This is a genomic window from Bacteroidetes bacterium SB0662_bin_6, from assembly GCA_009839485.1.
In the GTDB taxonomy this organism is placed as follows: Bacteria; Bacteroidota; Rhodothermia; order Rhodothermales; family VXPQ01; genus VXPQ01.
Map to the genome: position 1 here is coordinate 15271 of VXPQ01000014.1, position 15122 is coordinate 30392.

Here is a 15122-nt window from a genome sequence, read left to right on the forward strand (position 1 = left end):
ATCCTGATACTTGCTCGCCCGGATCAAACAAAACAGTGGCGCGGGAGAGACTCGAACTCTCGACCTTACGATTATGAGTCGTACGCTCTAACCTGCTGAGCTACCGCGCCGGATCCGGAAACCGGACCGGGGCGCATTATACGAGCCGCGCTGCAGAGAGTTCGAGCGCTTCCGTATGCATATGCCATGAATGCGCTTCGTACATTGGAGGGTGTTCGCCGCATGGATTTCCGGGGCGCATGCGCTTCCGCCGGCACACCGGCCTGTGCGGCCCGAATTGCCGCCCGCAACTTCTCGTTTCCCGATCCGCAGTAGAGTACATGTCCTGGACTTCCGTCATAGGCCAGCAGCGCGTCTCGGATGCGCTTCGCCGCACCATCTCCACGGAGCGGGTGGCTCATGCCTGGCTGTTCTACGGGCCGGAGGGCGTGGGTAAGCGGGCTGCCGCCATAGCGTACGGCAAGGCGCTGCTTTGCGAGCAGGGCGGGGACGAAGCGTGCGGTGCCTGTTCATCCTGTGGAAGAGTGGACCGGATGGTGCATCCCGACCTGCATATTCTGATGCCGTATCCTTCGGATGCCGACCCTGCGGATATTGGCGAACGCATCCGGCTCATCGGACAGAATCCGTATGCGGCGGTCGACTTCGTGCGCCGGCCCTCGCTGGACGACCCGACCCGCTCTTCCAACAAACAGGCGCTGTATACCGTGGCGCGCGTTCAGGAAGAGATGTGCCGGGCCATGAGTTTCCAGCCCGTAGAGGGCCGCTACAAGGTGGCCGTGGTCAGCGATGCGGAGCACCTGCGTACGGACGCCGCCAACATGTTTCTCAAGATGCTGGAAGAGCCTCCGCCGAAGACCGTTTTCATCCTTACGACCAGCCGTGCGGATCGCATCCTCGCCACCATTGTTTCCCGTTGCCGCCGCCTGCGGTTCGATCCGCTCACTCCCGAGGCCATCGAGCAGGCGCTCATCGGGAAGGAAGGCGTAGCGCCGGAACTTGCCGCAACGCTTGCCCGCATGGCGGACGGGTCGTACACCGCCGGACTCGACCTGGCGAAGAACGAGGATTTGCGCGCGCTGCGGGAGCTGGTGCTGGACTTTTCCCGGGCGGCATACAGCCGAAACGTCGGGAAAATAGCCGATATCGTGGAGCGGACCGCGCGGTTCGGGCGCGATCAGGTAGGGCATGTGCTGGAACTGCTCCTCCGATGGATCCGGGACCTTATGCTCTACCGGGCGATGGGCGGGGCGGCTCCGCTGGTCAATGTGGATCAGGCGGAAGCCATTGCCGGATTCACGGAACGCCTTCCCAAGGCCGATATCGAGGCCATGGCGTCGGTCGTCGAAGAGGCGATCGTGCTGGTCCGGAGCAATGTGCATGTGGCCCTGACCTTGACCGTGCTGGCCGGGGAGCTGGGCGAGGCCATGCGCGGTCCGCATTCCGGCAAATTGTATATGCCGCTGAGCGATGCCTACGGCGGCAAGGATGCATCCCTTGGAAGGACCGGATAGTTTGTTTCCCGTTCCCGGTTGTTTCGCAATCGTATAGAGAAGCTCTATTTCTCGAGAGAAAATCATATCCATGCATTTATTGCATAGATATAATATATTCTATGCAAAAATTGCATGATTCAAATAATGCCCTTAAAAACCGATGTTGGCCCACAGATTGTGTAGAGCGCTACGCTACGCCCGACGAGGTAAAAACACTTGCACAATTTCGAATCCGGCTCGCCAAGCTTTTCTTTCCCGCCCGATCCGCGGCGCCTACCGCAGCAGATCTTCGATATCCATCTGCTCGATATCTCCGGCAAGGTCTTCAGGTTGCCGGCGCACCAGCGCGAGAATGGCGGAGTGGGGTATGATGAGATAATCCCGCCCGTTAAACTTGATTTCGACCGCTTCCTTCTTGAGAAAAAAGGCCTGATCGCCCGGTTGCGCCTGCAAGGGCAGGTAGCGCACCGAATCGCGGTCGGTGCTCCAAGGCTCTCCCGTATAATCGGGATTGGGCATCACATAGCCCGGGCCGACCTGCTCGACCCTGCCTATCCGCACATCCTGGCGTTCGGCCACGGACGCCGGAAGCACCAGACCGGCTTCCGTTTGCGTTTCGCCCTCCTGGGGGGCGATGAGGACGCGATCTCCTACGACAATCAGTTCACTCATAACGAAGCAAGTATGCGCGTTGCGGCATATCGTTCCACCCGGTATGCTTAGGTATGCGGTGCAGCTTTGTCCCAAGGGACTCAGCGCCTGTCCATCCGCCGGAGTTCCTCCGCGTACCGGTCCAGGACCCTGTCGCGGTCGTAAAACGCCGCCCGCTTTGCGGCGTTTGCCTTCCATGCAGCATACTCGTTTTGGTCCACGGACTTGAGCAAGGCCGGCAGGTTTTCCGCTTCCGGCCATGCAAACCGGGGGCCGGGCCGGTGCGCTGTCATTTCCGTGCCCAGCGGGCTGTCCGCGTCGCACACGGCGAGGACCGGCGTTCCTGCCGCGAGCGCCGGAATCAGCTTGGAAGGGAGAAAGGAACCCCCGGCGCCCGATCGTTCCGGGATGACCACGAAATCCGCTTCGTGGAGCGCCCGGGCCAGTTCCTTTTCGTCCGACAGACCCCGTACGTCGAAACGCTCATCGCCCGTTTCTTCCGCCCATTTCCGCAACGCCCCGGCGCTGCTGCCCTCCGCCTGGATCCGAAACGCGAACGGGGCGTCGCTGCGGTGCAGGATGCAGCACAATTCGAGCAGATTCTGTTTCGTACCCAGATTGCCGGAATACAGGAGCCGTACGGGAGAACCCGGGCCTTGCGTTTTCGGCGCCGTCTCCAGGTGCCTTGCCAAGGATTCATGCAGCCAGTTCGGCAGATAGAGGAGGGGTTGATCGCGCCGCCGCCGGGGCTCCAGCCGCTCGATCATGGTCGGCGAAATCGTGCTCCACACATCGGCCTTGTTGAAAAGCGCATCCTGTACGCGAACCATCCAGCTTCCCTGGCCGATGCCTCCGGCCTGTGCGGCTTCGGCAGGCAGATCCTGGACGTTCAGCCACAGGGGCAGGCCGGTTTTTCGCCGGCATGCGGCGGCGTAGGCTACCGCGCCCAGCAGGGGACAGAAGACCATCATGGCGTCGTAGTCGCCGCGCCGGGGAAGGCGTCGCATGAGCGAGGCGCCAAAGGAGCCTTCGTAGATAAGCCGTTCGTGGAGCGCCTGCGGGTTCCGGGGAATGTACAGGCCGAACCGCTCGATGCGTACGCCGCGCCGCGTTTCGGACCGGATGCGCAAGCCGTTTTCGCCCGATTTGTCGCGCCATTCGGGATAGTAGGACGAGGCGCACCGTACGGTTACCTCGAAACCGCGCTCGGCCAGCCCGTAGCACAGGTCGCTGAAGAGCACGCCGCCCCCGAGGTCCGGTTCGAAGACATTGACGATGACAAGCAGGCGCATGGCCGGGCGGCGGAATGAACGAAACGGTCAGGCGTCCTGTGCGGCAGCGGACGCGTCAAGGCGGCTGAGACTTCTCCAGAGAAAGGCGCCGGCGGCAGTGATTCCGCCCAAGCAAAGCAAGACCCATCCGGTGTTGCCCATCAGCAGGTGCCCCGTGCCGAACAGGGCGCAATAGACCAGCACGATTCCGGCCACGCAATCTCCCGCGAGCCGCACCATGCCCGTATCCTGGCGTACGTCCGGATTGCGTTCGGCGATACGCTTCCACCCGGGTCCTCCGGGGTGAATCCTGCGATAGAAACGGTCCAGCACCTCGTTTCGTGTGGGTCGGGAGAGGAACGTGGCCGTGACCCATACCACCGTGGTGAATGCGGTGACGGCGAAAAGATTGTTAGGAAACTCGGCTTGCAGGCCGGGCATCCTGATGCCGAATGTCCCAAGGATCAGGGCAAGCACGAGCAGAAAAACGGGGGAAAGCGTGGCGGCCAGTTCGCTCCATGCATTGACTCGCCACCAGTACCACCGCAGAATCAGGACGAGCCCGAGTCCGGCGGAAGCGGTCAGGAGCAGCCCCCAGGCTTCGCTCACCGAACCGAGGTTCGCCGTGATGAAGACGGACGCGCCGGCCAGTGCGAACGTCAGCACGCGGGACACGAGGACGTAATGCTTCTCGCCGGCGTTCGGTTTCACGAACCGTTTCCAGAAGTCGTTTACGAGGTACGATGCCCCCCAGTTCAATTGCGTGGAGAGGGTGCTCATGAAGGCGGCCAGAAAAGCGGCGAGCATGAGACCGAGCAAACCCGGCGGGAGCACGTCCCGCATGGCCAGCACGAACCCTTCGCGCGGGTCGTCCAGGCCGGGGTACAGCACCAGGGCGGCAAGGGCCACGATGATCCAGGGCCACGGGCGCAGGCAGTAATGCGCGACGGTGAACCAGAGCGTCGCCAGCAGGGAATGTTTTTCGTCTTTTGCGCTCATCATGCGTTGCGCAATGTAGCCTCCTCCTCCGGGTTCGGCGCCCGGATACCAGCTCGACCACCATTGCACCCCGACATAGGCGAAGAAGCTCGCGGCGGTCAGCGTCAGCACGGCTCCGCCCTCGGCGGCGTTTCCGAGGGTGGGAAGCATGCGGAAGGTCTCTTCCGGAAGGGCCGCCATCAGGCCGGTCATGCCGCCCACTTCAGGCATGTCCAGTACGAATACGGCGAGAATGATGCTGCCGGCAATGGCGATGACGAACTGGAACGCATCGGTCACGACGACGCCCCACAGGCCGGAAAGGAGGGAATAGACGCCCACGAGGAGCATGAGCAGAACCACCACGACGAGCGGCGCCCCGATCTCTGCACCGAGGATATGGAACGATTCATGCCCGAACACGGTCAGGCCGGGGAACACGATGTCGATGACGGTTTCCATGGCCAGCGCCACCCACCCGATGATAATGCCGTTGAGCACGAGCCCGAAGTAGATGGCTTTGACGCCGCGCAGCACGGCGGCGGCCTTGCCGTCGTAGCGCATCTCGACGAATTCCACGTCCGTGAGCACGCCGCTGCGCCGCCACAGGCGGGCGAAGAAGAAAACGGTGAGGATGCCGCCGAAGGCGAAGTTCCACCAGAGCCAGTTACCGGCGATACCGTTTTGGGCCACGAGTTCGGTAACGGCCAGGGGGGTATCTGCTGCGAAGGTGGTGGCCACCATGGAGGTGCCGGCCAGCCACCAGGGCATATTCCGGCCCGACAGGAAGAATTCGGAGGTATTTCGCCCGGCCCGCCGGAAATAATACACGGCGATCCCGAACGAGAGCGCGAAATATCCTGCTATGAGAAGCCAGTCGAGGGGAGCAAGGAGCATGGAGGGTACTGATTGTGTTCCAGGGATCAACGAATCAACTACGCGCTCTGCTTAATCAGAGTATCCTATAGTTCCTGGGCCTCCGTTTCCATGGCGGCGGTAGAGTCGGCGGCGTAACTCAGCCCGTGCCCAAAGGGAAAAAGCGGATTTTCGGAATCGTAGGGTACGTCTTCATGCTGGTTGCGCACGGCTTCCATGGACGAAGGCATCTCGAAGGGCAATTTCCCTGTGGGGTTGAAACCTCCGAAAATCACGTCCAGTACGGCATCGTCTTCTGCGCCGAAGTTGGCCAGCAAGCCGACGCTTCGTTCGGCGATTTCAGGAATGACCGCGGGCCGCTCCATGTACATGTCCACGATGGTGGGTACGGTATCGAGAATGCCGAGAAGGCGTTCTTTTTCCGGGCTTTTGAAATCCAGGTCTCCCTGGTGGAAGAAACTTTCCAGAAGACTTCCCGAGCGGGGTTGGTACGGGGTGCTGAGCCGCAGAATCGCGTAGTCGGCGGAATCCGGGGTGGACACCACGTTTCCATAGTTTGCTGCCGCCGCCGGATCCATGTTTTCGATGTACAGGTTGGGTCTGTCCCCGAGAGGGAGCGCGGGCATGCCTCCCGTTTCGGCGTTCTTCAGCAGTACGATCGCCTTGCGCTGAGCAAGCAGACCCGCTTCCCTGAAATCCGCCCGCCCGACGATTTCTTCGGCCGTGTCAGGATCTATGTACGGGTCGTCAAAAAGACCAAGCGTGAACTTGTCTTTCAAGATGCGGCGGGCGGAATCGTCCAGCCGGGTTTCCGGGAGCTGCCCGCTTTCGACAAGCCCGACAAGACTATCCGGTATCCACTCTCCGCCGAACTGATCGACGCCTGCGTTCAGGGCTTTCAGCAAGCGTTCTCCGGGAGACAGATGCTCGACTCCCCACGCCGGCGCGTGAAGGATGGTCATACCGAACGGGCCTTTGTCGGTAAGAATGCTCCAGTCCGTACAGATCACCCCCTCGAATCCGTACCGGTCGCGCAGGATATCGATGATCTCCTTGTTGAACGGAAACCCCGTTTCCTCGCTCGTTTGGCCCACAGGGATACTGTAATACGGCATGATCTGCGCCGTGTGGGCTGCCAGCACGCCCTGCTCGAAAGGAATCAGGTGGTAGTCGAATTGTCCGCCGGGATAGACCTGTTCCTTTCCATGGTCGAAGTGGGCGTCTTCGCCGTCTGCTTGCGGTCCTCCGCCGGGGAAGTGTTTCGCCATCGTGGCGACGCTTTCGGCGCTGAGCGTATCCCCTTGAAATCCCTTGATGTAGGCGTAGACCATCCGGCTGGCCAGATCCGCATCTTCGCCGAAGGTGCCGCCGACCCGCCCCCAGCGCGGTTCCGTGGCCAGATCGGCCATGGGATGGAGGGCCGTGCGAATGCCTATTGCGCGGTATTCCTGCCGGGCGATCTCGCCGAACTGGCGGACCAGCGCGGTATCCCGTGTGGCGGCAAGGCCTGCCGGTTCGGGCCATTGGGAGAATGCCGAGGCGGACATGGCGGCGGCAGGATTCTGCCCGAATCCGTGCCGAGGGTCGGAGGAAATCGTGACGGGAATACCCAGGCGCGTCCGCTCAGCCAATTTTTGAAGGTTGTTGTGCCAGATTGCCGTCAATTGGGGAGAACCCGGTTGCATCAGATTGAAATGGTTCATCAGACGGCCTGCCACCAACTCCGAGTTAATGGGGATCATGAAGGAGAAGGGGTTGCCGGGACCGGGTCGTTCCGCCAGGTCGCCGTTGTTCTTCATCACGATCATCCCGTGGAACATCAATCCGGCTTTTTCCGCGACAGTCATCTGTCCCAGCAGATTCTCTACACGTGTCTCGACGGGCAGTCGGCTATCCTCGTACGGATCGAGTTGTCCGTTTTTGTTGAGATCGCGGAAGGCATGCCCCGCTTCGGTGATAACGGACGCCTCCGGTCCGGCCTCCGACAAATTGCCGGAGGACTGGAGCGAGTAGTAGCCCCGAAATCCCAGAATCAGGCCGACCACGAGAAGAAGGAGGACCGCCAGGATCCACCCCAGGATTTTGAAAAGTTTTTTCATACCGGTTTTTTCATGCGGGCGAAGTGTTTATGCACCGCATGAATATGCTTCCATTTCGCGGCAAATACAAACATAGGGATACTCTGATCAAAACCACCCCTCTCAGCCTCTGAGCTTTGCGGACTTAATCAGAGTATCCCTTGGCTTCTGTGGCGCGGGCTGCTCAATGCACAGGCCGGATTCCGGGGTGTATTCTTGACCGTCAGGTATCCGGTGCGTATTCTTATGCGCGCACGTCGCGCGCAAGCGGCACCCGGTTCATACGACAGGACAGGCAACGCGCTGTCCGGTCTTTACGAATCCCTTCTCTTTTGCAAAATCCCGGTTTTGGCGCAATGCGTAACAGAACAACCATATCGGCGCTGGCATGGATCGCTTTTCTCGCAGGATGCGCCGATCCCGGAAATCGCGCGGACTCGTCCGAGCCGCCGGCTCCCGAACGATTCACGAAAGTCGTGTTCGACGAAGTGCTCTACGAGCCCATGGAACTGGAACTGCTCGATGACGGCCGCATCCTTTTCGTGCAGCGGCGCGGCGAAGTGAATATCCATGATCCGCAGACGGGCCTGACCGAGACGATCGCCGAACTGGATGTGTTCATAGAGTTTGAAGAAGGGCTGCTCGGCGTAGCCCTCGATCCCGATTACGCAGACAATCATTGGGTCTATTTTACGTATTCCGCTCCGGACGAGGCTGTGATACGGGTGGCCCGTTTCGTGCTTGAAGATTCCCGACTCGACATGGAGTCCGAGCGGGTCCTGCTGGAGATTCCCGTTCAGCGCGACGAGTGCTGTCACGTAGGCGGTTCGCTGGAATTCGGTCCCGAAGGCAATCTGTTCGTGTCGATAGGGGACAACACCAATCCGTTTGCCTCGGACGGATTTAATCCCATTGACGAACGCGAGGGCCGCAAGGCTTGGGACGCACAGGGATCTGCCGGCAACACCATGGACCTGCGCGGGAAGATATTGCGGATTACTCCGGAAGACGACGGCGCCTACCGCATTCCGGAAGACAATCTCTTTGCGGACGATCCAACGAGGGGGCGGCCCGAGATTTACGTAATGGGAAACCGAAATCCCTTCCGGATCGATATCGACGCCCGGACAGGGTATCTGTACTGGGGCGAGGTGGGGCCTGATGCGGGCGATTCATCCGCCACAAGGGGGCCCATGGGGCATGACGAAGTGAATCAGGCACGGCAGGCGGGTAACTTCGGCTGGCCGCATTTCATCGGAAATAACAAGGCGTACCACGATTACGATTTCGAGGCGGAGGTGGCAGGCGAGCCTTTCGACCCGGCCGCTCCCGTAAACGATTCCCCGAATAACACGGGAGCGGAGCTTCTTCCGCCGGCGCAACCGGCCTTTATCTGGTATCCTTACGAGGCATCCGAGGAATTTCCGGTCGCAGGGGACGGCGGACGCAACGCCATGGCAGGTCCCGTCTATTATTATGACGATTATGCCGGTTCCGATCGCAAATTTCCGCGCTATTACGACGGGAAACTGTTTATCTACGACTGGATGCGTAACTGGATCAATGTCGTCACGATGAATGAGGACGGAGACTATGTGGACATGGAGCGGTTCATGCCGACGACCGAGTTCAGTCGCCCCATGGATATGCTCTTCGGCCCCGATGGGGCGCTCTACATGCTCGAATACGGCCAGACCTGGTACGGGCATAATCCGGACGCCCGGTTGTTCCGCATCGAGTATGCGGTCCATAACCGCGGGCCCATTGCGCGCATTTCGGCGGATCGTCCTGTCGGCGCGGCTCCCCTTACCGTGACGCTTTCCGCCGCCGATTCTTTCGATCCGGACGGCGATCCTTTCACCTGGTCCTGGCGCCGCGAGGGAGACCAGGATGACATATCCGGCGAGGAGGCCGTTTACTCGTTTGAGGAGCCGGGGACCTACCCGGTAACGCTCACCGTCACCGATAGCGAGGGTTTAACGGGTACGGAAATCATCGACATTCTCGTCGGCAACGACATACCGGAGGTGCGCCTCGAACTTTCCGGCAACCACACGTTTTTCTGGGATGGCAGGGCCATCGAGTATAACGTGGTCGTGACCGACCTGGAAGATGGTGAGATTGCTGCCGAGGAGGTTGCCTTTACCATCGATTACCTGGCGCAGGGCAGCGATCTGACGGTTCAGGCTCAGGGCCATCAGGCGGCGCTGGAACAGGCTTCAGGGCTTATCGGACAGGCCCTTATAGAACGGCATAACTGCGGGGCGTGCCATCTCCGAACGGATGAGTCCATAGGTCCGTCCTTTGCGGCCATCGCCCAAAAGTACCCGGACAACGATGCTTCGCGCGAATATCTCACGGATAAAATCCTTAATGGCGGCATGGGTGTCTGGGGGGATCGGGCGATGGCGCCGCAGCCGCAGGTTGCTGCCGAAGAAGCGAACCGCATGGCGGACTTCATCCTTGGTTTGGAGAGCGCAGCTGTGCGGGAGGCGGAGCTCCCGTTGCAGGGCACGTATGTCACCGACCGGCACGATGCGGACGAGGAAGAAGGGCGCTATTTCCTGGCGGCTTCGTACACCGATCACGGGGCGTCGGGTATGCCCAGCCTCACCGGTCGGAGTGTCGTAACCCTGCGGCATGCGAGGTTGCAGGCGGAAGACTATGACGAGGGCGAAGAGGTCATGGCGTTTCCCATGCCGGAAGAGGCGTTCGGGGAAGACGCCACAGGAAATGTCCTGATAGGGAATGACGGGGGGTATTTCGTTTTCCGGGATATCGATCTTACCGGTATCCGGTCGCTCACTGCACAGATCGGAACCGTAGCCGAGTTGACCACGGGAGGGCGGCTGGACCTGCGCGCTGGCGGCCTGGACGGAGAGGTCCTCGGCACGTTCGAAGTGCCGATACCGAACGAAACCAGTCTCCAGACCTATGAAGTAGTGCTTGACGAGGCCAGCGGTATGACCGACCTGTATTTTGTGTTTGCGGCGGACGAACCGGGCAGGCCATTTCCGGTCTGCTTCATCGACTGGATTGTGGCGGAACAGTAGGGAGGTTCGGGGCCTTTCGGCTCAGAACGATATCCGGGCTCCCAGGGCCAAACGACCGCCCGGATGGACGCCGATAACCGGCGTAATGGAGACGGCGCTCTGATCGGGAATATCCACACGCTTCCATCTTTCTGTCCGGTTTGCTACGCCGACGAGTGCGCCCAATAAGGTGCCTCCTCCGCTTCCAAGCAGAAATATCCCTGTCGCAGCTATCGCCTCGCCGACGCAAGATTCGTTATTGCACTCGATGTTGCTTGCTCCACTAATCCCCACAATCATACCGGCGCCTAAACCGATCAAAGTACCTTTTAGAACATGCGAGCGGACTCCCAGACTTCTATGCAACCGCGCCATATCGGTATACGCTATACTTTGTTCTTTCGAGTCTGTAAGGATGGTCAGGGAATCGGCATCATATCCTTTCACTTGCCCGATGAGTTTCTCTCCGTTTTTTGTCGTGACCCGCATGCGGTTTTCCAGGGTCACCTGACTGCCTGGGCGATCGTCGGTATCCGGCATAACGAACGCAGCATCCTGATCGGGAATATCCAGACGCTTCCATCGCTCGCGCCGGATTGCTCTGCCTGAAATCATGCCACCCAAGCCGAGTGCCGGCGTGAAAAAACCTATCCCCAATATTGCCGCCCAGCCGTCCTGCAGGATGGCTGCGACGGCTATGCTACCCCCCACACCAACTGCAAGACCCGTCATGGCGGCATCTCTGGAATACGAGCGAATTCCCAGGCTTCTTTGCAGCCGCGCCATGTCGGTATACGCTATGCTTTGTTCTGTAAAGCCCGTAAGGAGAGTCAGGGAATCGGCATCGTATTCCTTCAAGTGCCCGATGAGTTTCTCCCCGTTTTCAGTTGTTATCCGCACGCGGTTTTCAAAGGCCAAAGGGCCGGGCGGTTGGACGCCGATACCCGGCGTAACGGATACACTGTCTTGAGCGGGGATCTCGGGTGGCTGGATGCCGATTTCCGGCATAATCAATGGGGTGTTCTGACCGGGAATATCCACACGTTCCCATCTCTCTCGCCTGATTCCCGCGTTGACCAGACCACCCATCCCCCCAAAAGACCTACTCCAGCCACCGTCGCAAATTGGCTGGAGGCTCCCGTGATGTCTCCTGCCGCGACAAGTCCCACAACCATACCAGCGCCCAAGCCAACCATGGCCCTGTTCTTATAACGCGCTCGCCCTCCCAAACTCCTTTGCAGCCGCACCATATCGATATACGCTATGCTTAGTTCTATCGAATTTGTAAGGATTGTCAAAGAATCGGCATTATAGCTCTTCAGTTGCCCGATGAATTTTCCTCCATCTTCCGTCTTTATCCGCATGCGGTCTCCGATGAATTGCGCATGTGCGGGATGTGCAAGGAAAAAAATCACTCCAAGGGTCAGGCTTAGCAATGCGTTTCTTTGCATCGTAGCGTTCCGGTTGGAAAGGGTTCGTAAAGGCCGGAAAATTCTAAGAGTGCACCGTCGCGTCGGAGTATGTCGTCCTGGTGAGTGGGTTTGTGGGGGTGTTTTACGAACTTGTGAATTTTTCAAAACGATATCCGAGCCCCCAGGGCTAAACGACCACCCGGATGGACGCCGATAGTCGGTATAGCAGACGCGGTGCCCTGGCCGGGAATATCCAGACGTTCCCATTTCTCTGTCCTGATTATTGCGCCGACAATCAGGCCCAATAAGGCGCCTCCCCCGCTTCCAATCACAATCGAAAACCATGTCGCAATAGCGGCGCCGAGACAGGATTCGTCACGACATTCAATGTTTAACGCTGTACGAATCCCCCAAAACGAGCCGGCGCCTAAACCGATGACAAGGCCTTCTATCGGATACCTACGGACCCCCAGGCTCCGTTGCAGCCGCATCATGTCGGCGTACGCTATGCTTAGTTCTGCGGCGTCTGTAAGGATTGTCAGGGAATCGGCATCGTATCTGTTCATCCGCCCGGTGATTTCTCCTCCGTGCTGCATCGTTATCCGCATGCGGTCTTCCAGAGTCCAAAGTCCGGGCGGATGGAGGTCACTATTCGGCATAAGAGATGCAGCGCCCTGATCGGGAATATCCGGCATGAAAGACGCGGTGTCCTGATCGGCAATAGCCGGCATAACAAACGCAGTGCCCTGATCGGGAATATCCAAACGCTTCCATCTCTCCCGACTGATTTCCCTGCCGACCATGGCGCCGGTTAGACCACCCAGTCCCCCAAAACCAACCGCCAGTCCCACGCCTGAGGTGCCTATGCCATACAACAAACCAACTGTAAAACCCATCATGGCGCCGTCTCTATAATACGAGCGGCTTCCTAAACTTCTTTGTAGCCGCGCCATATCGGCATGCGCTATGTTTTGTTCGGTGGAGTCTGTGAAAATTGTCAAAGAATAGGCATTATAGCCCTTCAGCTGCCCGATGAATTTATCTCCGCTTTTAGTTGTTATTCGCATGCGTTCGTCTAGGGTCAAAAGACCGGCCGGGTGGATGCCAATAATCGGCATAACAGGTCCAGCGTCCTGATCGGGGATATCCAAACGCTTCCATCCTTCCCGCCTGATTTTCCTACCGACCATGGCGCCGGTTAGACCGCCCAGAACTCCTAAGCCAAGTGCCAGCCTCCCATCTGAGACGACCACGCCAGACAATAAACCCGCTGAAAACCCCATCATAGCGCCTCCTCTATGATGCCGGCGGATCCCCAAGCTCCTTTGTAGCCGCGCCATGTCGGCATGCGCTACGTTTTGTTCGGTGGAATCTGTAACGATTGTCAGGGAATGGCTTTCGTATCCTTTCAGTTGCCCGACAAACTCCTCTCCGTTTTTAGTCGTTATCCGCATGCGGTTTTCCAGGGCCGAAAGACCGTGCGTGCGAACGCCAATGCCCGGCATTAGAAATGCGGCGCCCTGGTTTGGAATATCCAAAGGCATCCATCTCTCCCGTCTGATCATCGCGCCGACAAGCATGCCGGTTAGACCGCCCAATCCTCCCCAAAAGCCTGTCAGTATCCCCTGATCTCTGATCGCGCCGCCGTAATGAACACCCATACCTAAACCTATTATGGCGCCATCTCTGTAATGTGCCCGGACGCCCAAACTCCTTTGCAGCCGCACCATATCGACATACGCTATACTTAGTTCTGTCGAGTTTGTAAGGATTGTCAGGGAATCGGCATTATAGCCCTTCAGTTGCCCGATGAATTTCTCTCCATCTTCCGTCGTTATCCGCATGCGGTCTCCAGTGAACTGCGCATGCGCGGGATGTGCAAGGAAAAGTATCACCCCGAGAATCAGGGTTAGCAATGCTTTTCTTGTCATCGTAGCGTTCCGGTTGGGAAGGGTTCGCAAAAGCAGAGCAGTTCTATACGTGCCCTGGCATGTCGGAGTATTTTGTGTTTCAGAACGATATCCGGGCTCCCAGAGCCAAACGACCGTTCGGCTGGACGCCGATAACCGGCGTAACAGACGCGGCGCTCTGACCGGGAATCTCCAGAAGTTCCCATTTTTCTGTTCTGATTGCTATACCGACGATCAGGCCAAGCAGGCCGCTCCCCGTGGTCCAAGCACCTATCTCATACAGATCCGCCAGAGCGTCCCCCAAGGCAGCTCCCCAAGAGTGATATTCTTCGGTATTCTCTTTGTCGCCGGCTACGGAGACAATGCCCACAAGTGCGCCAGCGGCTAAACCGACCACGATACCTTCTAAAAAATACGAGTGGACGCCCAGGCTTCTTTGCAGCCGCGCCATATCGGTATACGCTATGCTTATTTCTGTCGAGTCTGTAAAGATTGTTAGGGAATAAGCATCGTACACCTTCATTAGCCCCATGAGATTCTCTCCGTGTTCGGTCGTTATCCGCATGCGGTTTGCAAAGGCCAAACGACTGGTCGAATGGACGCCAATAACCGGCATAATGGATGTAGCGTCCTGATCGGGAATATCCAAAGGTTTCCATCTCTCGCGTCTGATCGTCGCGCCGGCGATCAGGCCGGTTAGACCGCCCACTCCTCCCCCAAGACTTGTTGCAATCAATGCCGCAAAGGGGTCGCCCTGGGCTACTGCAGCAGATATGCTTAAAAACGCAGCAACGCCTAAACCCATCTTGGCGCCCTCTCTATAATACGAGCGGACCCCCAGGCTCCTTTGCAGCCGCACCATATCGGCATATGCTATGCTTTGTTCTGTCGAGTTTGTAAAGATTGTAAGGGAATGGCTATCGTACCCCTTCATTCGCCCAATGAGCTCCTCCCCGTTTTCGGTCGTGATCCGCATGCGGTCTCCGATGAACTGCGCATGCGCGGGATGTGCAAGGAAAAGTATCACCCCGAGAATCAGGGTTAGCAATGCTTTTCTTGTCATCGTAGCGTTCCGGTTGGGAAGGGTTCGCAAAGACCGGATAATTCTATACGTGCGCCGTCTCGTCGGGGTATGTCGTCCTGGTAAGTGGGTTTGTGGGGGTGTTTATCGCGTTCGCTCCGTTGTGGGTTGACCCAGCCCTCACCATTAATTATATACAGATAGTTGTACTCATTCCGTGATTATTTAGAGTTAATTAGTAAACTTTTTGTGACTAATGGGGAATCACGTTCCAAACAACGTACACGTCATGTTGGACAGAGACCGACTACGAAGCCCTTTGGCAGCTTTTGTATATAATCCTCCAATGATTATTGTCAACATCATTATTTAATATTGAAATTGACATGATCCAATG

Annotated in this window: 9 protein-coding genes and 1 tRNA gene; 2 read left to right on the forward strand and 8 right to left on the reverse strand. The window is 58.3% G+C overall.

Features of this window, described 5'->3' with window-relative positions:
- Nucleotides 1–36: 36 nt before the first annotated feature.
- Nucleotides 37–110: transfer RNA gene (locus tag F4Y00_01830), tRNA-Met, on the reverse strand.
- Between the two features lie 210 nt (nucleotides 111–320).
- Here F4Y00_01830 and holB point away from each other — a divergent pair.
- Entirely contained in the window at nucleotides 321–1514 is a 1194-nt protein-coding gene (holB, locus tag F4Y00_01835; GenBank protein ID MYE03704.1) for a DNA polymerase III subunit delta', read from the forward strand.
- Nucleotides 1515–1769: 255 nt separating this feature from the next.
- Here the strand turns inward: holB and F4Y00_01840 are convergent, their stop codons facing one another.
- The 4 genes from F4Y00_01840 to F4Y00_01855 form a co-directional block, all read right to left on the reverse strand.
- Complete coding sequence (locus tag F4Y00_01840; protein ID MYE03705.1) at nucleotides 1770–2168, reverse strand: co-chaperone GroES; 399 nt, start codon at nucleotides 2166–2168, stop codon at nucleotides 1770–1772.
- A gap of 80 nt (nucleotides 2169–2248) precedes the next feature.
- Nucleotides 2249–3439, reverse strand: a complete 1191-nt coding sequence (locus tag F4Y00_01845) for a glycosyltransferase (GenBank protein ID MYE03706.1) — start codon at nucleotides 3437–3439, stop codon at nucleotides 2249–2251.
- Nucleotides 3440–3466: 27 nt separating this feature from the next.
- Entirely contained in the window at nucleotides 3467–5293 is a 1827-nt protein-coding gene (locus F4Y00_01850; protein MYE03707.1) for a Na+:solute symporter, read from the reverse strand.
- Nucleotides 5294–5358: 65 nt separating this feature from the next.
- Nucleotides 5359–7371, reverse strand: a complete 2013-nt coding sequence (locus F4Y00_01855) for a glycoside hydrolase family 3 protein (GenBank protein MYE03708.1) — start codon at nucleotides 7369–7371, stop codon at nucleotides 5359–5361.
- Between the two features lie 335 nt (nucleotides 7372–7706).
- Between F4Y00_01855 and F4Y00_01860 the strand changes: the two genes are divergently transcribed.
- Complete coding sequence (locus F4Y00_01860) at nucleotides 7707–10403, forward strand: carbohydrate-binding protein (protein MYE03709.1); 2697 nt, start codon at nucleotides 7707–7709, stop codon at nucleotides 10401–10403.
- A gap of 21 nt (nucleotides 10404–10424) precedes the next feature.
- Here F4Y00_01860 and F4Y00_01865 read toward each other — a convergent pair whose 3' ends face one another.
- From F4Y00_01865 to F4Y00_01875, 3 genes are all read right to left on the reverse strand, one after another.
- The gene (locus F4Y00_01865; protein ID MYE03710.1) at nucleotides 10425–11282 is read right to left on the reverse strand and encodes a hypothetical protein; all 858 of its coding nucleotides are present in this window, start codon (nucleotides 11280–11282) and stop codon (nucleotides 10425–10427) included.
- Between the two features lie 673 nt (nucleotides 11283–11955).
- Nucleotides 11956–13725 carry a hypothetical protein gene (locus tag F4Y00_01870; GenBank protein MYE03711.1) on the reverse strand — a complete coding sequence of 590 codons (1770 nt, stop codon included), beginning with the start codon at nucleotides 13723–13725 and terminating at the stop codon, nucleotides 11956–11958.
- 79 nt (nucleotides 13726–13804) lie between these two features.
- Nucleotides 13805–14767 carry a hypothetical protein gene (locus tag F4Y00_01875; protein MYE03712.1) on the reverse strand — a complete coding sequence of 321 codons (963 nt, stop codon included), beginning with the start codon at nucleotides 14765–14767 and terminating at the stop codon, nucleotides 13805–13807.
- Between the last annotated feature and the right edge of the window lie 355 nt (nucleotides 14768–15122).

Coding starts and splice junctions, on each gene's coding strand:
- holB (MYE03704.1), top strand. CDS start 321: ATGTCCTGGACTTCCGTCATAGGCCAGCAGCGCGTCTCGGATGCGCTT.
- F4Y00_01840 (MYE03705.1), bottom strand. CDS start 2,168: ATGAGTGAACTGATTGTCGTAGGAGATCGCGTCCTCATCGCCCCCCAG.
- F4Y00_01845 (MYE03706.1), bottom strand. CDS start 3,439: ATGCGCCTGCTTGTCATCGTCAATGTCTTCGAACCGGACCTCGGGGGC.
- F4Y00_01850 (MYE03707.1), bottom strand. CDS start 5,293: ATGCTCCTTGCTCCCCTCGACTGGCTTCTCATAGCAGGATATTTCGCG.
- F4Y00_01855 (MYE03708.1), bottom strand. CDS start 7,371: ATGAAAAAACTTTTCAAAATCCTGGGGTGGATCCTGGCGGTCCTCCTT.
- F4Y00_01860 (MYE03709.1), top strand. CDS start 7,707: ATGCGTAACAGAACAACCATATCGGCGCTGGCATGGATCGCTTTTCTC.
- F4Y00_01870 (MYE03711.1), bottom strand. CDS start 13,725: ATGACAAGAAAAGCATTGCTAACCCTGATTCTCGGGGTGATACTTTTC.
- F4Y00_01875 (MYE03712.1), bottom strand. CDS start 14,767: ATGACAAGAAAAGCATTGCTAACCCTGATTCTCGGGGTGATACTTTTC.